We start from the raw sequence: 19,830 nt of genomic DNA, 5'->3' as shown, positions 1-19,830 counted from the left end.
CCCTAGAGCGGCCACCCCGCGATCGTGTAGATCATCCCGACGATCCAGCCGAGGCCGGCCAACGTGGCGAGTACCAGCGCGGCCGTCACGGCACGCTCGACGGGGCGGTCGGGGTCGGCGAGGGGCTTGGGGGAGCGGTGCGTCGTCATGCGGCTCAGCCTGCCGACCACCCCGAGGGGCTGACATCCGTACGGGTACTCAGACGACGTACTCAGCCCGCGTGCTCGGTCGTCGTCAGGTGCGGGCCGGGAGGTGTTTCGCCCCCGCCGCCCCTACCCGTCCCGTACCTGGGGGCTGCCGCCCCCAGACCCCCGCTGTCGGCGTGAACGGCCTCGTCCCCGAACGCCGGACGGGCTGAGATGCACGGGCCGGCGTTGAGACGCTTCGGCCCTGCGGCGGGTGGAGGCAGGGACCAGCCGGGGCACCAGCTGCCCCGGCCTGACCTCCCCCTTGGCCTAAGCCCCCGTACCGGTCGCCTCCTTCAACGCCCGTCGGCACAACCCGTCCGCCCTGCGCGTCGTCTCCGGCAGGCGGTACTCGGGGGTCAGTGCGAGGGTGTGGGCGCAGGCGTTGGGGAGGGTGACGCGGTGGCCCACCGAGATGAAGACCGGCTTGACGGTGTCCCGGGTGCGGAGGGCTCGGCCGACCTCCTCGTCGCCTGCCAGGAGGGGTGCGGACGATCCGCGCGTGGGGGCGGGGGCGTCGTAGGTGAAGGTGAACGGGTTCTTGGCGACGCCGATCGTGGGCAGGCCGGTGAGGACGCCGAGGTGGCTGGCGAGGCCGAAGCGGCGGGGGTGGGCGAGGCCGTAGCCGTCGCAGACGACCAGGCCGGGCGGGCAGGGCAGGGCGTCGAGGGCGGCCAGCACCGTCGGGATCTCGCGGAAGGCGAGCAGGCCGGGGACGTACGGGAAGGAGATCCGGCCGACCGCCGTGGACTCGGCGACGACCTCCAGAGTCGCGGCGTCCAGCACGACCGCCGCTGCCACCACCACGTCCCGTTCGTCGTCGTAGGCCACGTCGACGCCGGTCACATGCCCGGATCCGGGCGGTGGCCCCGGCTCGTCGAGCACCACCCTTTCCCGCAACTCGTCCTGGACGGCGCGGGCCTCTTCCTCGGTCGCGGGCCAGCCCGCGGGGATGCTTACGGTCGTCATGGTGGGTACGAGCGTACGGCGAGGGGGCCGGCCGCCGTGGGCCCAGGGGTAGGCTCGCGATCATGTTCGTGCTGGAGCTGACGTACACCGCACCGATCGAGGCCGTCGACGCCGTGCTGGAGGCACATGTGGCGTGGCTCGACGAGCAGTACGAGAGGGGGCATTTCCTGGCGTCCGGGCGCAAGAACCCCCGCGACGGCGGGGTGATCCTCGCCGTCGCGGGGAACCGGGCCCTGATCGAGGAGATCGCCGCGACCGACCCGTTCGTGGCCGCCGGGGTCTGCGGCTACCGCATCACCGAGTTCTACGCGACCAAGACGGCGCCGGAACTCGAGCGGTACCGCGAGACGCCGGACTGAGCCTCACTTGTTGCCCAGCGCCTGCTTGAGCTGGGTCTTGTTCATGTCCGAACGGCCCCGGATGTTGCGCTGCTTGGCCTCCGCGTAGAGCTGGTCGTAGGTGGGCCCCTGGGAGCCCTTGCCCGACCGTTGGCCGCCCCGTTTGCCGGAGGACATGTCCTGGGTGGAGGTGCGGCTGGCGGTCTTCGACTCGCCGGACCGGGCGCGCTCCTTGTTCACCGTCCGTGCCGCGATCTCCTCGGCTCGCCCGGTGCTCTCGCCCCGGTCCTGGGCGCTCTGCTTGATGTGCTCGTACTGGCGCTCCCGCTTGGGGCTGGAACCGCGTGGCATGTCGGGTCACTCCTCTCGCAGTCCGCGACCGAGTACCCACAATTCGCCGTCAGCTCTCCAGCCGCGCGACCCGGCCCTTCTCCCCCGCCGCCCAGCACCCCGGATCCGGCGTGCAGTCCACGGTGTCGTACGACCCGGTGTCCACGGTCCGCCAGGTGCGCCCGCCGTCGGTCGTCAGGTCGGTGCCGGTGGGGCCGACGGCGAGGGCGGTGGTGCGGCTGTGCGGGAGCCAGGCCACGCCGGAGCGGTAGGCCTGCACCGGCAGCGCGGCGGGCTGCCAGCCGGCGCCCCCGTCACCGGTCCGGGCGGCGGCGCGTGGGGAGGTCTGGTCGGGGCGGTAGTCGCCGCCGACCGCGAGGCCGTGCGCGCGGTCGCGGAAGGCGAGGGCGAAGACGCCGCGGGCCGGATCGCCCGCCGGGATCGGCGAGTCGGCGGCCGTCCAGGTCAGCCCCCGGTCGCGGGAGTGCAGCACACGCGCGCGTGCGGCCCCGCCGGTGGCGAGCCAGACGTCCTTCGGCCCGGAGCTCACCAGGCACTGCCCGCTCGCCGCGAAGCCGGCCTCGCCCTCCTGCGCCGCGGGCATGCCGGCACTGGGCAGCACCTTCCAGGAGCGGCCGCCGTCGCTGGTCGACAGGATGCGGAACCTGCCCTCCACCGGGTCACTCATCGCCAGGCCGTGGCGGCGGTCGAAGAACGTCATGCAGTCGTAGAAGGCCCGCGCGTCGGTGTTGCGGAAGGACTCGGTCCAGGTCGCGCCGCCGTCGTCCGTGCGGTACACGCGGGACGCCTCGCCCTCCCCGATGGCCAGCACCACCGCGCGGCGCGCGTCGAACGCCTCGATGTCCCGGAACTGCAGCTCGGCCGCGCCCGGCGGCGAGACGTTCCGCCAGCTCGCGCCGCCGTCGGTGGTACGCAGGACGGTGCCCGCGGTTCCGGCCAGCCACGCGGTGTTGCGGCTGACGGCGGACAGTCCCCTGAAACGCACCTCGGGCGCGCCGCTGTCCTTGACCTCCCAGTGCGGCGCCCGGTTCTGCGGCCCGTGCGCCTGTGCCGGTACGGCCGTCAGCGCGACGAGCGCCGCCCCGCAGGCCGCCCCCGCGGCCACTGTCCGAAATGTACGCCCAACCCGTCGCGTGCTCCCCGAACGCCTCATGGCGGGCGAAGCTAGCCGACCGCCACGGCGCCGTCCAGATGGCCACGTCCACCACAGAGACCACATGTGACTTTCCCGGCACTGCAGGGCGAACGCACCACTCCCGCGCATGAAGGCGGTGACAGAGGTCACTCGACATTCGTGTGCACGGATTGGCTGATTCCGTCGTCTCTACCAGTGCCCATCTCGTCCGCCCGGAAGTTCGTCCAGCCGTCACAAGGGAGCAAGGCGTTGTCCACCGTAATCGAGCAGCCCGTCGAGGCCCGTCTCGTCGCCGCCGCGCCGCGGATGCCGAGCATTCCGGCCACCCTTCACTACGACCGCCGCGACCCGTTCGCCGTACGCATGACCTTCCCGGCCCCGGCCACCCTGGAGGGTGTGGAGGTCTGCTGGACCTTCAGCCGCGAGCTGCTCCTGGCCGGCCTGGAGGCACCCGAGGGCCATGGCGACGTCCGCGTGCGGCCGTACGGCTACGACCGTACGGTCCTGGAGTTCCACGCCCCCGAGGGCACCGCCGTCGTGCACATCCGCTCCGGCGAGATACGCCGCTTCCTGCAGTCCACGAGCGAACTGGTGCCGCTCGGCCTGGAGCACCTCCAGCTGGACCTGGACCACGACCTGGCGGAGCTGATGCGGGACGCCTGCTGAGGCGTACGCACCACTGGGCGTTCCACTCCGAACGCGCCGCCCGGCCTGCGGCGCGTTAATTGCGTTGACACCCTCCCTGTCCCCTCTTAGCGTTTACAGCGGTCCTGTTGCCGTCGATTGGAGAAGGACGTTGCTCGTCTGAGGTCCTGAGACACCGCGTCACACACCTGAGGTGTGTGCGCAGCGTGCGACCTCGGCATTCGAGCCGTCCTCCGGAAACAGGGCTTTTCTCATACCCTCCTGAGGCCTCCCCGCCGGTCGCCGGTGTCTCGAAACGCGTTTGCCCTTGATCGCTTCGAGCATCCGCGGAGGCCCGCATGTCTACTTCCATCACCTGTACGTCCCTCTCGTTCACCTGGCCCGACGGCAGCCCCGTCTTCGAGGGCCTCGACGTCGCGTTCGGCCCCGGCCGGACCGGGCTCGTCGGCATCAACGGGTCAGGGAAGTCAACCCTGTTGAAGCTGATCGCCGGTGAGCTCACCCCGGCCGACGGCGCCGTACGCGTCGCCGGCGAGGTCGGCTATCTCCCGCAGAACGTCACCCTCGACACCGGCCTGAAGGTCGACAAGGCCCTCGGCATCGCGGACCGGCGGGCCGCACTGCACGCCATCGAGGCGGGCGACGTGGCCGAGAAGCACTTCGAGACCGTCGGCGACGACTGGGACGTCGAGGAGCGCGCCCTCGCCACCCTGGGCGAACTCGGGCTCGGACACGTCGAGTTGGACCGCACGATCGGTGAGGTGTCGGGCGGCGAGTCGGTGCTGCTGCGGCTGGCCGCGCTGCTGCTGCGCCGCCCGGACGTCCTGCTGCTGGACGAGCCCACCAACAACCTCGACCTGTACGCGCGCAGGCGGCTGTACGCGGCCGTCGCGTCCTGGCCGGGGGTGATGGTGGTCGTCAGTCACGACCGCGAACTGCTGGAACTCGTCGACCAGATCGCCGATCTGCGCTCCGGCGAGGTCACCTGGTTCGGCGGCAACTACTCGGCGTACGAGGAGGCGCTCGCCACCGAACAGGAGGCGGCCGAGCGCATGGTGCGGGTCGCCGAGGCCGATCTGAAGAAGCAGAAGCGCGAACTCGTGGACGCTCAGGTCAAGCTGGCCCGGCGCAGGCGGTACGGGCAGAAGATGTGGGACCAGAAGCGCGAACCGAAGATCGTCATGGGGGCGCGCAAGCGGGCGGCGCAGGAGTCCGCCGGCAAGCACCGCATCATGCACGAGGAGAGGCTCGCGGAGGCCAAGGAGCGGCTCGACGACGCGGTGGACGCCGTACGGGACGACGACGAGATCCGCGTCGACCTGCCGTACACGGCCGTACCGCCGGGCCGTACCGTGCTCACGCTGATGGACCTGGAGCTCGCGTACGGCGCGCGCGTCGCCGGTGGCTTCGATCTGCGCGGACCGGAGCGGATCGCGCTGATCGGGCGCAACGGCGCGGGCAAGACGACGCTGCTGCGGACGATCGCCGGGGAGCTGGAGCCGGTTGCCGGCGAGACGAAGGCCCATGTGCCCCTGCGGTTCCTGCCGCAGCGGCTCGATGTGCTGGACGGGGAGCTGAGCGTCGCCGAGAACGTGGCCCGGTTCGCGCCGGCCGCCACCAACAACCGGGTCCGGGCGCGGCTGGCCCGCTTCCTGTTCCGGGGCGCCCGCGCCGACCAGAAGGCGGCGACGCTGTCCGGCGGCGAACGCTTCCGGGCGACGCTGGCCGCGCTGATGCTCGCCGAGCCCGCACCCCAGCTGCTGATGCTGGACGAGCCGACGAACAACCTGGACATGGCGAGCGTTCGGCAGCTCACCTCGGCCCTGGAGTCGTACGAGGGGGCGCTGATCGTGGCCAGTCACGACCTGCCGTTCCTGGAGTCGATCGGCATCACACGCTGGCTGATGGTGGAGGACGGAGAACTGAAGGAAATCACGCCAGAAGCTGTCGGGTATCCCGCCTAGCTTCGACTGCATGGCCGACTTCATGCCCGATTTCATCACCATCACCGGAGCAAGGGAGAACAACCTCAAGGACGTCGCTCTCCGCATCCCGAAAGGCCGGCTGACCGTGTTCACCGGCGTTTCGGGATCGGGGAAGTCGTCGATCGTCTTCGACACGATCGCGGTCGAGTCGCAGCGCCAGCTGAACGAGACCTTCACGTGGTTCGTGCGCAACCGGCTGCCCAAGTACGAGCGGCCGCACGCCGAGGCACTGGAGGACCTCTCGCCCGCGATCGTCGTCGACCAACGGCCGATCGGGGGCCACTCCCGGTCCACGGTCGGCACGATGACCGACATCTACTCGGTGATCCGGGTGCTGTTCTCCCGGCACGGTACCCCGAGCGCCGGGCCGGCGACCGCGTACTCGTTCAACGACCCCTCCGGCATGTGCCCCGAGTGCGACGGCCTGGGCCGGACCGTGCGGCCGGACTGGGACCGCATCCTCGATCCGAACCGCTCGCTGGCCGACGGGGCGGTCCGCTTCCCGCCGTTCGCGGCGGGCACCTGGCAAGGGCAGGCGTACACCAACAGCGCCGAACTCGACCCGTACAAGCCCGTCAGGCGCTTCACCGCCGCCGAGCGGAAGTTCCTGATGCACGGCCGCCCCGGCAGCAAGGTCACCGTCAACGGCACAGGCGGCACCTGGACCACCGAGTACGAGGGGCTGGCCACCCGCTTCGAGCGGCTGTACCTGAAGCGGGACCTGTCGGCGATGAGCCAGAAGACCCGCGATCTGGTGCGGGAGTTCCTGGCCGAGGGCACCTGCCCGGTCTGCGACGGGGCCCGCCTGAACGCCGCGGCGCTCGCGACCCGGATCAACGGCATGAACATCGCCGAGTGCGCGCGTATGCAGGTCAGCGATCTGATCCCCGCGCTGAAGGACATCGCCGACCCGGTCGCCGGACCGATCGCCCGGGCCGCCGTCAGCGCCCTCGAACGCATCGACGCCATCGGCCTCGGCTACCTCAGCCTGGACCGCGAGACGTCCACGCTCTCCGGCGGCGAGGGTCAGCGCCTGAAGACCGTGCGCCACCTGGGCTCCAGCCTCACCGGCATGACCTACATCTTCGACGAGCCCAGCGTCGGCCTGCATCCACGCGATGTCGGCCGCCTGGGCGATCTGCTGCTGCGGCTGCGCGACAAGGGCAACACCGTGCTGGTCGTCGAGCACGACCGGGACGTCATCGCGCTCGCCGATCACGTCGTCGACATGGGGCCGGCCGCCGGCGCGGGCGGCGGAGAGGTCGTGTTCGAGGGGACGCCGGGCGAACTGGCCGGAGCGGGCACGGTGACCGGGCGGTGCCTGGGCCGCCGCACCTCGATCAAGAAGGACGTACGAACGGCGGACGGTGGGCTCTGGGTGAAAGGTGCCGACCGGCACAACCTGCGGGACGTGACGGTGGAGTTCCCGAGCGGGGTGCTCACCGTGGTGACCGGGGTCGCCGGGTCCGGAAAGAGCACGCTGGTCGCGGTGTTCACCGACACGCACGCCGACGCCGTGGTCGTGGACCAGTCGTCGATCGGGATCTCCGGGCGGTCGACGCCGGCGACGTATCTCGGAATCATGGACACGGTACGGAAGATCTTCGCCCGCGAGACGGGCGCGGAGCCGGGGTTCTTCAGCTTCAACTCGACCGGCGCGTGCGGCACCTGTGAGGGCCGCGGGATCATCTGCACCGACCTCGCCTTCATGGACCCGGTGACTACGACGTGCCACGACTGCGAGGGGCGGCGCTTCAAGGACGAGGTGCTGCGGCTGACCGTCGACGGCAACTCCATCGCGGACGTCCTGGGGATGACGGCCGACCAGGCACTGGAGTTCTTCCAGGACGCGGGCGTACGGCGCAGGCTGCGCGCCCTGCGGGACGTGGGGCTGACGTACCTCACGCTGGGCCAGCCGCTGTCCACCCTCTCCGGCGGCGAGCGGCAGCGCATCAAGCTGGCGACGCGGCTGCACAAGGAGCCGGACGGGCGCCGCAACAAGAACGGCACCGGAGCGGTTTACGTCCTCGACGAGCCGACGACCGGGCTGCACATGTCGGACGTCGACGGGTTGCTCGGCCTGCTGGACCGGCTGGTCGACACGGGCAACACGGTGGTGGTCGTGGAGCACAACCTGGACGTCGTGGCGCACGCCGACTGGATCATCGACCTGGGTCCGGACGGCGGCCGGGACGGGGGCCGGGTGATCTTCGAGGGAACCCCGCAGCAGCTCCGCAAAACCCACGGGTCCTTCACCGCGGAGCATCTCAGGAGGGCCACAGCCTGACCGCAGGGGTTTTGTGCGGGCACACGGGGCCTGCATCATGGCGGATCGGTGCCCCATGCATCAGGGGCGCCGAACCTGCCATCGATCCGGAGATCCCGTCGTGCCCAGCAAGAAGGCCCTCGTCCGCCACCCGAGCCCACGCCTCGCCGAAGGGCTGGTCACGCATATCGAGCGCGAGAAGGTCGACTTCGATCTCGCGGTCGAGCAGTGGGAGGCGTACGTCGAGGCCCTGCGCACGCACGGCTGGGAGACGGTCGAGGTGGACCCGGCCGACGACTGCCCCGACTCGGTGTTCGTCGAGGACACCGTCGTCATGTACAGGAACGTCGCGCTGATCACCCGGCCCGGCGCCGAGTCCCGGCGCGACGAGACCCTGGGTGTCGAGGAGGCCGTGGCCTCGCTGGGCTGCTCCGTGAACTGGATCTGGGAGCCGGGCACGCTGGACGGCGGCGACGTGCTGAAGGTCGGCGACACGATCTACGTCGGCCGGGGCGGCCGTACCAACGCGGCCGGCGTCCAGCAGCTGCGGGCCGCGTTCGAGCCGCTGGGAGCGCGGGTCGTCGCCGTACCGGTGAGCAAGGTGCTGCATCTGAAGTCGGCGATCACGGCGCTGCCCGACGGAACGATTCTGGGCCGCATCCCCCAACTGGACGCACCGTCCCTCTTCCCCCGCTTCCTGCCGGTGCCCGAGGAGTCCGGGGCGCATGTGGTGCTGCTCGGCGGCGAGAAGCTGCTGATGGCCGCCAGCGCGCCGAAGACGGCGGAACTGCTCGCCGACCTCGGCCACGAGCCCGTTCTGGTCGATATCGGCGAGTTCGAGAAGCTCGAAGGCTGTGTGACATGTCTCTCGGTACGGATGCGGGATCTGTACGCGTGACCGACTGAGTGCTGCACTCGTTCAGCCCCGGGACCTGCGGGTCCCGGGGCTTTTCGCACACCCGTGAACTCTCGACGGAACGGGGCTGATCAGCGGTCTTTACGCCGCCCTTAACCTACGGCTACGTAACCTACGGTTTCGTAGCCTACGATTCCGTAGGTTCCGGCAACCGCTCGCCGGGCATCTTTCCTGTGTTGTGCGTCCCCCTGGAGTTCCCGTGACGATTACTTCCCCTCACCTTGGCAGCCCCGCCGTCTGGACCGACGCCCGCCTGCTGTACGCGTTGGAGGAAGTTGTCGAGACCGAACTCAACCGGCATCTGAAGGTCGCCAAGGACTGGATGCCGCACGAGTACGTGCCGTGGACCGACGGCCGCAACTTCCCCGGCTTCTTCGAGGACGGCGAAGCCTGGGAGAAGGAGCAGTCCCAGGTCACCGAGATCGGTCGCATCGCCCTGGTCGTGAACCTCCTGACCGAGGACAACCTCCCCAGCTACCACCACGAGATCGCCTCCCTCTTCGGCCGCGACGGCGCCTGGGGGACCTGGGTGCACCGCTGGACCGCCGAGGAGGGCCGCCACGGCATCGTGATGCGCGACTACCTGCTCACCTCGCGCGCGGTTGACCCGGACAAGCTGGAGCAGTTCCGGATGTCGCACATGAGCGAGGGCTTCGAGTCGGACAACCGGCACTCGATGCTGCACTCGGTCGCCTACGTCGCCTTCCAGGAGCTCGCGACCCGCATCTCGCACCGCAACACCGGCCACCAGTCGGGTGACCCGATCTGCGACCGCATGCTGGCGCGCATCGCGACCGACGAGAACCTGCACATGATCTTCTACCGGAACCTGCTGAAGGCGGCCTTCGAGCTCGCGCCGGACCTGACCATGCAGGCGGTGCGGGACGTGGTCGTGAACTTCCGCATGCCCGGCCACGGCATCCCCGGCTTCGAGCGTGCCGCCGCCCAGATGGCCATCGGCGAGGTCTACAACCTGCGCATCCACCACGACGACGTCCTGCAGCCCGTCCTCCGCTTCTTGAAGATCATGGAGATCGACGGCCTCGGCCCCGAGGGCCAGAAGGCCCAGGAGGAGCTGGGCCTCTACATGGGCGGCCTGGACGCGGAGGCCCTGAAGTTCGACGAGAAGCTGGCGGCCCGCAAGACCCGCATGGCGGCTCGCGCCGGGGCCTGACGGAAGCCGGCTGAGGCCACCTGGCTGAACCGCGTGCGGCGACGGCCGCCGCGCGGCCCGCTGACAGCACGGCACCTGAGCGGGCCTGTGAGCCGCGGTGAGGGCCGGTGAGCTCCCAGGGCCCCGCGACCGCGTCGGCGAGCCGACGGCTGCGGACGGGGCCCGCAGAGCGCAGGCCTCGGGCCGCATGGGCCGGCGTGACCGTGCACACCGGCCCGCTGCCACGTCGGCGACACCCCCGGCTGGGATGTGCGCGCTCAGCGCCTCCAACCGGCAGGACGGCCAGGACGCGCCGCAAGCCACCCTTTCGAGGCGGCCGTCCGGTTCAGCGTGCCGTACGCCTGAGCTCAAGGCGTTCCTTCTCCGACAGACCGCCCCAGACGCCGAAGCGTTCGTCGTTGTCGAGGGCCCAATCCAGGCAGGCGGAGCGGATCGGGCACATGCCGCAGATCCGCTTCGCCTCGCGTACGGAGCTGCCCGGCTCGGGGAAGAAGAAGTCCGCCCCGGTCTGCGCGCACAACGCCTCCTGCTGCCAGTCCAGGTCGGGCGAGGTGATCGTTGTGATCGTGTCGATGAGCATGCGCAGGATCGTGCCGGGCGGCGAAAAACGTTCGATCAACGCGGGATCAACGCCGCGCCGCGAGGCCCCCGGCCGACTCGATGGTCTCCCTCCGCACGCGGCGACGCACGGCGGCGCGCGGAAACGGGTGAAAACCAGCAGACCCGTACCGGTCACCCGCGGTAGCCGCAGTGGTCGCTCGAAACGACGGCGGTACTCCGGCAGCGATTGTCAGTGGGCGGTGCAAGACTCGGCAGAGCAGACAACGGGACCCTTCCGAGGAGGGCGATGATGCTCACCACCCGTTATGTCACCGGCGCGCCGAACTGGATCGATGTCGGCACCCCCGACATCGAGGGCGCCAGTTCCTTCTACGGCGGCCTGTTCGGCTGGCGATTCCAGCCGGGCGGGCCCGAGACCGGCGGCTACGGCCTCTTCCAGCTCGACGGCAGGACGACGGCCGGCGGCATGCAGACCACCGAGGAGCAGGGCCCGCCGTCCTGGACGGTGTACTTCCAGACACCGGACGCGGACGCCACGGCCAAGGCGGCCGAGCAGGCGCACGGCGCGGTGCTGGTGCAGCCCATGGACGTGCTGGACATGGGCCGCATGGCCATCCTCGCCGACAAGGCGGGCGTGGGCTTCGGCCTCTGGCAGCCGGGCACCAACAAGGGCCTCGACGTCATGAACGAGCCCGGGACGCTGTGCTGGCTGGAGCTGTACACCACGGACGTACCGGCCGCCGCGGGCTTCTACAACACCACGCTCGGCATGGAGACCTTCGCCCTCGACTTCTACGGCGGCACCTACACGACGTTCAGCCCTGCGGGCCAAGGCGAGGACGCCATGTTCGGCGGGGTCGTCGACAAGGCCGACGACCCGGCGGAGGCGGACGGACCGGCGTACTGGCTGCCGTACTTCGAGGTCACCGACACGGACGCCACGGTCGCCAGGGCGCAGGAGCTGGGCGGCGGGGTCCGCATGCCCGCCACGGACCTCCCGGACGTCGGCCGTGTCGCCAAGCTCACCGACCCCTACGGCGCCCGTTTCGCGGTGATCAAGAGCGCACCGGTGCCGAGCTGAGTACGCCCGACCGCTGGACCCTGTCGTTTGGATGATCTCGGCGTCGCGGGCCCCGGCACGCACATCTGCCGCGTTGTCGTCGGTCGCCGACTCCCCCACTCCCGACATCGCTCGAGCGGGGGTACCCCCATCGCGTCGACTCCTTCCTCCGCCTTGCAGCTGCACGCACCACACCCCGCTAGGGTCCGCCAAGAGGAACCGATCCTCACAGCCGAGCTGATCCAAACGACAGGGCCTAGGCGGATGCGCGCCGAACCAGCGTCGTCGGCAGGACGACGCTGGACGGCGCGCCTCCCACCTGCTCACCGGTGCGGCGGTCGAGGCTGCGCAGCAGCAGCCGGGCCATCAGTCGGCCCATCTCCTCGATGTCCTGACGGACCGTCGTGAGCGGCGGGTCGGTCTGGTCCGCCATCGGCAGCATGTCGTCGAACCCGACCACGGCGACATCGTCCGGCACCCGCCGCCCCGACTCCCGCAGCACCCGCAGCGCACCCGCAGCGGTGAGGTCGTTCGCGGCGAACACGGCGTCCAGGTCGGGGCAGCGTGCGAGCAGTTCGCGCATCGCCCGTTCCCCGCCGGCCGGTGTGAAGTCGCCCTCGACGATCAGCCGTGGATCGGCGTCGACCATGACATCCCGGTATCCGTCGAGCCGGTCCACCGCCGACGTCTGGTCGAGGGCGCCGGTGATGTGCGCGACGCGGGTGCGGCCGAGGCCGACGAGATGCCGTACGGCGTCACGGGCGCCGCCACGGTTGTCGGTGTCGACGTACACCACGCCACGCTGGTCGCCGCGCCACCCGGGCCGTCCGCCGAACACGGTGGGGACCCCGGCGCGCTGGATCAGTACGGGCAGCGGGTCGTCGAGGTGCAGCGAGAAGACGAGTGCCCCGTCGACATGGCCGCCGGCGAGGTAGCGGCCGACGCGGGCGTGGTCGTCGCGGCCCTCCGTGAGGAGCAGCACCAACTGGTTGTCGTGGGCCGTCAGCTCCTTGCTGATGCCGCGCAGTTGCAGCGCGAAGAAGGGGTCGGCGAAGACACGCGTCTCGGGTTCGGCGACGACGACGGCGATGGCGTCATGGCGCCGGGTCACGAGACTGCGGGCGGCCTGGTTGGGCACGTACCCGAGTTCCTCCACCGCCGCGCGGACCCGCTCGACGAGCGGCTCCCGGACCCCGTCCCCGCCGTTGACGACCCGGGACACGGTGGCCCGTGAGACCCCGGCCCGGGCGGCCACGGCCTCCAGGGTGGGACGTGGGGCGGTTTCGGTCACTGCGGGGCTCCTCGTCGGCGGTTGCGGATCAGGATAGCCGTGGTGGAGGCGGAGGTGAGAGCGCTCTCGGATGATCCAAAGCGCTCGTGGACTCCTCTGGCAAGCACGAGGTCCTCACGCCAGGAGATCCACCCGCCGCCCGATGCCCTCCCGGTGTGCCGCCCGATACGCCAACCAGCTCAACGCCAGGTCCTGCCAGGGCAGCCCGACCGGGGCGTAGACGGTAAGGCTCTCGGCGCTCGCGCGTCCCGGATGTTCACCCCGCACCACCTCGCCCAAGGTCGCGTCGGCGGTACCGCCATGGGCCAAGGCGCCCATGGTCGTCGCCAGTTCACGGTCGTCGACCACGACCGTCGCGGCCGCCAGCAGGTCGACTGCCAGCTCCACCTTGCCCGGCTCGTCGGCTCCCAGGCTCGTGAAGTGCTGGCCCCTTCTGGCGTCCGCCAGTCGCAGCAGCGGCTCCCTCGACCAAGTGGCCGACAGGACGACGTCGGCAGCGGCGGCGACCTCCGCCGCGGAGGACAGCACACGCCCGCCGTGCCGCCCCGCGAACGCCGCGGCGCGGTCGGCGGACGTGTCGTGGACGACCAGGGCGCTGCCAGGCCGTAGCGCCGCGAGCCCGCGTACCACCAACTCGGCCTGGGCCCCCGCCCCGATCACCCCCACCGCCTCACCCGGACCGGCGAGGAGGTCCGTCCCCAGCGCCGCCGCCAGTCCCGTACGCCACGCCGTCACCGTGGCCGAGTCCAGCAGCGCCAGCAATTCGCCGTCCTGCCCGCTGTGCAGGCAGATCACTCCGCGCAACGCCGGTTGCGCGCCGGGGAACTTGGCGTTGACCTTCACCGTGTATGCCTCGATGCCCGGCAGCAGGCCGGGGATCAGCGCGGTGGCCGTGCCGGGGAACGGCAGGTCGGTCCGCACTCGCTGCCCGGCGACGGGCACGGCGTCCGCGGTCCGGAACCCCTCCCGCAGGGCGGCCAGACAAGCCTGCGGCTCCAGTACGGACTCCAGGTCACCACGCGTCAGTACAAGTGTCACCCGTACATGATGCGTCAGTGCTCGTGCGCGGACCCGGAGGCCGGCTCATGACCGTGATCGTGCGGGTCGTACCCCGGGATCGTCCCGTCCGTCTTCTTCACCAGGAACAGTCCCACCATCCCCATGTCCGAATGGCTCTGCACATGGCAGTGGTACATCCACGCGCCCGCGCCGACCCCCTCCCCCGCGATCACCTGGAAGCCGAAGGAGTCCGCCGGGCCCACGATCTTGTTGTCGATGACCTGGCTGGGGTCGTCCGGGCCGGTGAGCATGCCCGTGCGGTTGTCCGCCCAGCGGTGACCGTGCATGTGGAAGGTGTGGTAGTACTCGCCGTGCGTGATCATCACGAACTCGACGCGATCGCCCACCGTGGCCTCGAAGTTGGGGCCGCTGTGCGCGGGCTTGTTGTTGATCAGCATGTCGTTGAAGACGATCGTGTGGGTCGCGTCGGGCAGGACGTCCCCCTTGCGCCGGACGATCACCGGCCCGTACAGGCCCTTGCGGATGCCGCCGGTGCCGTGCTCCGTGCCGACGACGTGGTCGTGGTAGTGCCAGTAACCGGCGCTGCCCGCCCGCCAGGTGCCGTCCTTGCGGCGGCCGGGGGCGTGGGTGCGCCAGGTGTAGGTACGGGTGCCGCCGGGCTCCACGTCGCTCTTGTTGAGCTTCGTGCCGTCGCTGGTGATCTCGTAGTCGAGGCCGTGGACATGCAGGCTCACCGGCACGTCCATCGTGTTCTCGAACTCGATGTGCGCGGTGTCGCCCTCGTTGAGCTCGATCAGCGGGCCGGGGATGGTCGCCTTGCCCTTCTCGAAGCCGTAGCCCATCTGCCCGTCGGCGAGTTTCTCGGCGTACAGCTTGAGGTGCCTGACCTCGCCGCCGGCCGGGGCGGTCTTCGCCGGCGCGTCGGCGCTCGCGGCCTCGGGCACCTGCCCGAGCGACAACGATGTCGCGACGGTCGCGCCACCGAGCAGGACGCGTCTGTTGAAGGTGCGCCTGTCGAAGCCGCGTCTGGTGAAGCTGCCTTCGCTCATGCCGAACTCCCCACGGCGTTACGGAAATTACGGGGGTGAACCGCTGAGACGGTACCGGCCGATCCCTCGTTTATCCACACTCAGGACAAAGTTGGCCCCAGTACGGCCGTAGGTATTGGCGAGTCGTTCAAAGGGGTCTAGCTTCCTTGTCGCTGTTGCTGTGACCGTGGAGGTGCCCATGCACTTGCGAGGGTTGAGCACGACAAGACAGACCTGGGTGGCCACTGTGACCGCCGGGATCGTCGCCGCCGGGCTGATGTCCGCCCCGGCAGCCGACGCGCGCCCGGCCCCGGAGCCACCCCTGACAACGATGTCCATCAAGTCGCCACCAGGCGGCGCGAATGTACGAGTGCTCATCTTCTATGGGTCCGCGGCCGGCGGCGAGGAGTCGCCCGTGGTGAACGCCGGCATCGGGGCGATCGAGAAGATCGGCCTGTCCGGCCCGGCCGACCAGCGCTTCAAGACCGAGGCCACGAACGACGCCTCGGTCTTCACCAATGAGACGAAGCTGGGCCGCTTCAACACGATCGTGTTCCTCACCGGCGGCGGTGACGTCCTCGACCCCGAGCAGGAGGCGGGCCTGGAGGCCTACATGGAGGCGGGCGGCGGTTTCGTCGGCATCCATGACGCGGCCCGCGCCGAGCCGTACTCGGACTGGTTCACCGGCCTGGTCGGCGCCCGCCCGGCCGCCGGCGGCCCGACGAACGTGCAGCGGGCCGTGGTTGAGGTCGGTGACCGGCGGCACCCGGCCTCCAAGGAGCTGCCGGTGCAGTGGAAACGGCCGGACAAGTGGCTGAACTGGGCGAAGAACCCGTCGGGCGAGGTGCACACGGTCGCCCGGGTCCGGGAGTCGTCGTACCAGCCGGGCACGGGCGCCAACGGCTGGGATCACCCGGTGAGTTGGTGCCGCGACTACGACGGCGGCCGCTCCTTCTACACGGGTATGGGAGGCACGACGTCGTCCTACGACGAGACCGACTTCCGTACCCATCTGCGCGGGGCCCTGCTGTGGACGACGCGGCTGGTCCAGGCCGACTGCAAGGCCACGATCACCGGCAACTACAAGGCCGAGCGGCTCACCCAGCCCAACCGGCCCGGCCAGAACGACCAGATCGGCGAGCCGCACGGCCTGGTCACCGCTCCCGACGGCCGCGTGCTCTACATCGGCCGGGGCGGCGCCGACTCCTCCCAGCCGGTGGTCACCGACTGGAACAACCCGGAGATCGGCAAGGGCAAGGGCGAGATCCACGTCTACGACCCGAAGACCAAGAAGGTCACCCTGGCCGGGGCGCTCACGGTCTTCGGCAACAAGGGCGGCGGCGACGAGCTGATCAAGGTCGAGGAGGGGCTCCTCGGCATCGAGCTCGATCCACGCTTCGAGGCCAACGGCTGGGTGTATCTGCACTACACCCCGCACTCCCAGCTCAACCGCGACACGCGGATGGCCGAGCGGCGCGTCTCCCGCTTCACGCTCGACCTGGCCACCGACAAGCTGGATCTGAGCAGTGAGAAGGTGCTGCTCAAGTGGCCTGTGCAGGTGCACAGTTGCTGCCACTCGGGTGGCGGGATGGCCTGGGACTCCAAGGGCAACCTGTACATCGCGACCGGCGACAACAACTCCAGCCGCTTCAGCGACGGTTACTCGGGCAACAACCCCGAGCCCAACTACAAGGGCGTCTCCTTCGCCGACGCGCGCCGCACCGCCGGCAACACCAACAACCTCAACGGCAAGATCCTGCGCATCCACCCGGAGCCGGACGGCACGTACACACTGCCGGAGGGCAACCTCTTCACGGGCCGGGAGACCGACGAGGGCGGCGGCAAGACACGCGGCGAGATCTACGTGATGGGGGTCAGGAACCCCGCCCGCATCTCCGTCGACAAGCAGACGGACGTCCTGTACGCGGGCTGGGTCGGCCCCGACGCGGGCGCGCCCTCGACGACCTGGGGTCCGGCCAAGTACGACACCTTCGCCGTCATCACCAAGGCGAGCAACCGCGGCTGGCCGTACTGCATGGGCAACAAGCAGCCCTACCGTGACCGCAACCTGCCCGACCCGACGAAGCCGCTGGGCTGGTACGACTGCGACCACCCGAAGAACGAGTCGCCGAACAACGACGGCCTCGTCAACCTCCCGCCGGTCACCGGCAACAACATCTGGTACTCGCCCCAGGGCGGCGCGCCGGACTTCCCGCGGGACGCGAACGGCGTCCCGTCGTACAAGCAGGAGGAGGCCACCTACGCGCTGCCGTGGCTCAAGGGCGGTGGCCAGGCCGCGATGAACGGGCCGGTCTACCGGTACGACGCGGCGAGCGCCGGTGACAGCAAGTGGCCGGCCTACTGGGACGGCAAGTGGTTCGTCGGCGACTTCTACGACGCCGACCAGCCGCGCAACGCGGTGATCACCGACCCGAAGACACAGGGTGACGGCGGTCTGCCGATTCACTCGGAGTCGCTGAAGAAGATCGTGCCGGTCGGCAACGACGGCATCAAGAACCTCATGGACTGGAAGTTCGGCCCGGACGGCGTGCTGTACGTGCTCGACTACGGCCGCGGCTTCTTCACGTCGGACACCAAGTCGGCGCTGTGGCGGGTCACTTACAAGGGCGGCGCTCCGACTCCGGCCGCCGACCAGCTGGCGAGGGGAGCCCAGTGATGATGCGAAGCAGTCCACCTCGGCGAAGAGTCTGGGCGGCCCTGTTGGCCGTGCTGCTGGTGATGCTGGGGCTGCAGTCCGTCCCGGCCGTCGGGCGGCCGGAGTCCCCGTCCGTGAACGCTGCCGCCGCCCAGACACTCACCTGGACGGCCGGTGACGACATCACGAAGTACGCGTCGGCGCCCGTGACGGCGGTCGCCGGCACGACGACGATCGTCTTCGAGAACAGCACGGCGACCGGCAACACCACCGGGATGCCGCACACGTTGACGTTCGACACCTCCGACCCCGAGTTCAACAACGACGTCCAGCTCAACATCCTCGCCAATCCGAACGACGACCAGGGCGGCAAGCACACCGCCGAGGTCACGCTCACTCCCGGCCGCTACCGCTACTACTGCACGATCCCCGGTCACGGGCAGATGCAGGGCATCCTCGTGGTGACCGAGGGCAGCGGCGAGGACACGACGGCACCGCAGGCGTCGGCCCACGTCAGCGGGACGCAGAACGCGCAGGGCCAGTACGTCGGTTCGGCGAGCGTGGCGGTCCACGCCACCGACGAGGAGGGCGGCTCCGGGCTCGACCGCACCGAGTACGCGGTCGGCGACGCGGGCGCCTGGCAGCCGTACACCGCGCCCGTCGTCGTCGACCAGGTCGGCGACCACAAGATCCGCTACCGGGCCTTCGACAAGGCGGGGAACGTCTCGGCGGAGAAGAGCGCCCAGTTCACGGTCGTCCCGCCGCCCACCGACGACACGACGGCGCCGGAGACCTCGGCGACCGTCAGCGGCGAGCAGAACCCCGACGGCACGTACATCGACATGGCGACCGTCACCGTCTCCGCCTCCGACACCGGTTCCGGCGTCAACACCATCGAGTACGCGATCGGCGGCGGCGCCTGGCAGCCGTACACCGCGCCCGTGATGGTGCACGAGGTCGGCGCTCATACGGTGCGTTACCGGGCCACCGACAAGGCGGGGAACGTCGCCGCCGAGAAGAATGTGCAGTTCACGGTCGTGGCGGCGCCCCAGCCGGACACGACGGCGCCGGTGACGGGCGTGACCGTCGAGGGCACGAGGAACTCCGACGGGGCGTACATCGGCAATGCCAAGGTGACCGTCACGGCGACCGACGAGCACCACGGCTCGGGTGTCGACCGGATCGAGTACTCGATCGACGGCGGGCCGTATCTCGCATACGGCGCCCCGGTGGTCGTCGACCGCGCCGGCACCCACACCCTCGGCTACCGGGCGACGGACAAGGCGGGGAACACCTCCACCGCCCGCACGGTGACCTTCACCGTGGTGGCCGGCCAGGTCCCCGCCCCCAACTGCCCGGAGTTCGACGAGCGGTTGACGGTGATCGTCGGTACGGTCGACTCGGGTGTCCCGAACCGGCTCACGAACAGCCGCTGCCGGATCAACGAGTTGATCGAGGACGAGAAGGAGTGGACGTCCCACGCGCTGTTCATCAAGCACGTGACGACGGTCCTGGACAAGCTCCTCAAGGAAGGTGTCGTCGACCAGCGCGAGTACAACGCCGTACGCAAGGCGGCCCGGCAGTCCGGGATCGGCAAGCCCGGCCAGACCGAGGGCTATCGCACGATCCTCGACGGCAGCGCGGAGTCCTTCGCCAAGTGGCAGCAGGTGGGCGGTGGTTCGTTCGCGCAGAACGCCGACGGCTCGATCACCAGCGGCACCAGCAAGGCGGGCCTGGGCATGCTGTGGTTCCCCGAGCGCAAGTACGGCGACTTCTCGCTCAAGCTGCAGTGGCGCGACGACGCTCCGGGCACCGGCAACGCCAACTCCGGCGTGTTCGTCCGCTTCCCGTGGGTCCACGACCACTCCGAGGAGTCGCGGCCGGAGTGGGTCGCCATCAAGTACGGGCACGAGGTGCAGGTGCTCGACCGTCCCGACGGCGACATGTACAAGACGGGCTCGGTGTACGGCTTCGACCGGGTGGGGCTCGCCGGTGCCGGCGTCACCCAGAAGGGCACGTGGAACGACTACGAGATCCGCGTGGTCGACCAGCACTACTCGGTCTACCGCAACGGCGTGCTGATCAACGAGTTCGACAACACCGGCGGTCAGGACTTCGTCCCGCCGCGCTCGGACGACCCGGGCACGGACGGGCGCAGGTTCGCCTCCGGCTACGTCGGGCTCCAGGTGCACGGCACCACGGACGTGGTCTCGTACCGGGACATCCGGATCAAGGAGTTGTAGATCGACA

The 19,830-nt window shown here is 70.1% G+C and carries 17 protein-coding genes; 9 read left to right on the top strand and 8 right to left on the bottom strand.

The window, feature by feature from the left end:
- Positions 1-2: 2 nt before the first annotated feature.
- Both mmpA and AB5J55_RS36530 read right to left on the bottom strand, forming a co-directional pair.
- On the bottom strand, positions 3-149 hold the full coding sequence (gene mmpA, locus AB5J55_RS36535) for a morphogenic membrane protein MmpA (RefSeq protein ID WP_164905106.1): 147 nt from the start codon (positions 147-149) through the stop codon (positions 3-5).
- A 306-nt stretch (positions 150-455) separates the two neighbouring features.
- Positions 456-1,154, bottom strand: a complete 699-nt coding sequence (locus tag AB5J55_RS36530; RefSeq protein ID WP_369274722.1) for an endonuclease V — start codon at positions 1,152-1,154, stop codon at positions 456-458.
- A 62-nt stretch (positions 1,155-1,216) separates the two neighbouring features.
- On the opposite strand from AB5J55_RS36530, the gene AB5J55_RS36525 reads away from it, so the two are divergent.
- Positions 1,217-1,513 (top strand): YciI family protein, encoded by a 297-nt coding sequence (locus tag AB5J55_RS36525; RefSeq protein WP_369274721.1) that lies wholly within the window; start codon positions 1,217-1,219, stop codon positions 1,511-1,513.
- 3 nt (positions 1,514-1,516) lie between these two features.
- On the opposite strand, the gene AB5J55_RS36520 is transcribed toward AB5J55_RS36525, so the two are convergent.
- Both AB5J55_RS36520 and AB5J55_RS36515 read right to left on the bottom strand, forming a co-directional pair.
- On the bottom strand, positions 1,517-1,843 hold the full coding sequence (locus AB5J55_RS36520) for a plasmid stabilization protein (protein WP_369274720.1): 327 nt from the start codon (positions 1,841-1,843) through the stop codon (positions 1,517-1,519).
- 49 nt (positions 1,844-1,892) lie between these two features.
- A complete protein-coding gene (locus tag AB5J55_RS36515; protein ID WP_369274719.1) occupies positions 1,893-2,996 on the bottom strand; it encodes a WD40/YVTN/BNR-like repeat-containing protein in 1,104 nt (367 codons plus the stop codon).
- A gap of 231 nt (positions 2,997-3,227) precedes the next feature.
- On the opposite strand from AB5J55_RS36515, the gene AB5J55_RS36510 reads away from it, so the two are divergent.
- The 5 genes from AB5J55_RS36510 (at position 3,228) to AB5J55_RS36490 (ending at position 9,964) form a co-directional block, all read left to right on the top strand.
- On the top strand, positions 3,228-3,644 hold the full coding sequence (locus AB5J55_RS36510) for an SsgA family sporulation/cell division regulator (protein WP_369274718.1): 417 nt from the start codon (positions 3,228-3,230) through the stop codon (positions 3,642-3,644).
- Between the two features lie 317 nt (positions 3,645-3,961).
- The gene (locus tag AB5J55_RS36505; protein ID WP_369274717.1) at positions 3,962-5,587 is read left to right on the top strand and encodes an ABC-F family ATP-binding cassette domain-containing protein; all 1,626 of its coding nucleotides are present in this window, start codon (positions 3,962-3,964) and stop codon (positions 5,585-5,587) included.
- 22 nt (positions 5,588-5,609) lie between these two features.
- Complete coding sequence (locus AB5J55_RS36500; RefSeq protein ID WP_369276389.1) at positions 5,610-7,895, top strand: ATP-binding cassette domain-containing protein; 2,286 nt, start codon at positions 5,610-5,612, stop codon at positions 7,893-7,895.
- Between the two features lie 100 nt (positions 7,896-7,995).
- Positions 7,996-8,772 (top strand): dimethylargininase, encoded by a 777-nt coding sequence (ddaH, locus tag AB5J55_RS36495; protein WP_369274716.1) that lies wholly within the window; start codon positions 7,996-7,998, stop codon positions 8,770-8,772.
- Positions 8,773-8,989: 217 nt separating this feature from the next.
- Positions 8,990-9,964, top strand: a complete 975-nt coding sequence (locus tag AB5J55_RS36490; RefSeq protein ID WP_369274715.1) for an acyl-ACP desaturase — start codon at positions 8,990-8,992, stop codon at positions 9,962-9,964.
- Between the two features lie 325 nt (positions 9,965-10,289).
- Here the strand turns inward: AB5J55_RS36490 and AB5J55_RS36485 are convergent, their stop codons facing one another.
- Positions 10,290-10,544, bottom strand: coding sequence for a WhiB family transcriptional regulator (locus AB5J55_RS36485; RefSeq protein ID WP_369274714.1), 255 nt, complete (start codon positions 10,542-10,544; stop codon positions 10,290-10,292).
- Between the two features lie 270 nt (positions 10,545-10,814).
- Between AB5J55_RS36485 and AB5J55_RS36480 the strand changes: the two genes are divergently transcribed.
- Positions 10,815-11,606: a VOC family protein gene (locus tag AB5J55_RS36480; protein WP_369276388.1), complete on the top strand. Its 792-nt coding sequence runs from the start codon at positions 10,815-10,817 to the stop codon at positions 11,604-11,606.
- A 235-nt stretch (positions 11,607-11,841) separates the two neighbouring features.
- On the opposite strand, the gene AB5J55_RS36475 is transcribed toward AB5J55_RS36480, so the two are convergent.
- The 3 genes from AB5J55_RS36475 to AB5J55_RS36465 form a co-directional block, all read right to left on the bottom strand.
- Positions 11,842-12,876, bottom strand: a complete 1,035-nt coding sequence (locus AB5J55_RS36475) for a LacI family DNA-binding transcriptional regulator (protein WP_369274713.1) — start codon at positions 12,874-12,876, stop codon at positions 11,842-11,844.
- A 114-nt stretch (positions 12,877-12,990) separates the two neighbouring features.
- Positions 12,991-13,914, bottom strand: a complete 924-nt coding sequence (locus AB5J55_RS36470) for an ornithine cyclodeaminase family protein (protein ID WP_369274712.1) — start codon at positions 13,912-13,914, stop codon at positions 12,991-12,993.
- Positions 13,915-13,928: 14 nt separating this feature from the next.
- A complete protein-coding gene (locus AB5J55_RS36465) occupies positions 13,929-14,945 on the bottom strand; it encodes a multicopper oxidase domain-containing protein (protein ID WP_369274711.1) in 1,017 nt (338 codons plus the stop codon).
- A 178-nt stretch (positions 14,946-15,123) separates the two neighbouring features.
- Here AB5J55_RS36465 and AB5J55_RS36460 point away from each other — a divergent pair, with 178 nt between their 5' ends.
- Both AB5J55_RS36460 and AB5J55_RS36455 read left to right on the top strand, forming a co-directional pair.
- Positions 15,124-17,601, top strand: coding sequence for a ThuA domain-containing protein (locus tag AB5J55_RS36460; protein ID WP_369274710.1), 2,478 nt, complete (start codon positions 15,124-15,126; stop codon positions 17,599-17,601).
- Complete coding sequence (locus tag AB5J55_RS36455; protein WP_369274709.1) at positions 17,601-19,823, top strand: family 16 glycoside hydrolase; 2,223 nt, start codon at positions 17,601-17,603, stop codon at positions 19,821-19,823. The genes AB5J55_RS36460 and AB5J55_RS36455 overlap by 1 nt, the downstream gene beginning before the upstream one ends.
- The last annotated feature ends 7 nt before the right edge of the window (positions 19,824-19,830 follow it).

This window comes from Streptomyces sp. R11 (assembly GCF_041051905.1).
Classification (GTDB): Bacteria; Actinomycetota; Actinomycetes; order Streptomycetales; family Streptomycetaceae; genus Streptomyces.
The sequence above is the reverse complement of the archived record's forward strand: the minus strand, read 5'-3'. Positions and strand labels throughout refer to the sequence as shown.

Excerpts from the sequence above, each read along its gene's own strand:
- AB5J55_RS36465 (WP_369274711.1), bottom strand. The coding sequence starts at position 14,945 with ATGAGCGAAGGCAGCTTCACCAGACGCGGCTTCGACAGGCGCACCTTC.
- AB5J55_RS36500 (WP_369276389.1), top strand. The coding sequence starts at position 5,610 with ATGCCCGATTTCATCACCATCACCGGAGCAAGGGAGAACAACCTCAAG.
- mmpA (WP_164905106.1), bottom strand. The coding sequence starts at position 149 with ATGACGACGCACCGCTCCCCCAAGCCCCTCGCCGACCCCGACCGCCCC.
- AB5J55_RS36460 (WP_369274710.1), top strand. The coding sequence starts at position 15,124 with ATGCACTTGCGAGGGTTGAGCACGACAAGACAGACCTGGGTGGCCACT.
- AB5J55_RS36520 (WP_369274720.1), bottom strand. The coding sequence starts at position 1,843 with ATGCCACGCGGTTCCAGCCCCAAGCGGGAGCGCCAGTACGAGCACATC.
- AB5J55_RS36525 (WP_369274721.1), top strand. The coding sequence starts at position 1,217 with ATGTTCGTGCTGGAGCTGACGTACACCGCACCGATCGAGGCCGTCGAC.
- AB5J55_RS36515 (WP_369274719.1), bottom strand. The coding sequence starts at position 2,996 with ATGAGGCGTTCGGGGAGCACGCGACGGGTTGGGCGTACATTTCGGACA.
- AB5J55_RS36530 (WP_369274722.1), bottom strand. The coding sequence starts at position 1,154 with ATGACGACCGTAAGCATCCCCGCGGGCTGGCCCGCGACCGAGGAAGAG.
- AB5J55_RS36505 (WP_369274717.1), top strand. The coding sequence starts at position 3,962 with ATGTCTACTTCCATCACCTGTACGTCCCTCTCGTTCACCTGGCCCGAC.
- AB5J55_RS36485 (WP_369274714.1), bottom strand. The coding sequence starts at position 10,544 with ATGCTCATCGACACGATCACAACGATCACCTCGCCCGACCTGGACTGG.
- AB5J55_RS36455 (WP_369274709.1), top strand. The coding sequence starts at position 17,601 with ATGATGCGAAGCAGTCCACCTCGGCGAAGAGTCTGGGCGGCCCTGTTG.
- AB5J55_RS36480 (WP_369276388.1), top strand. The coding sequence starts at position 10,815 with ATGCTCACCACCCGTTATGTCACCGGCGCGCCGAACTGGATCGATGTC.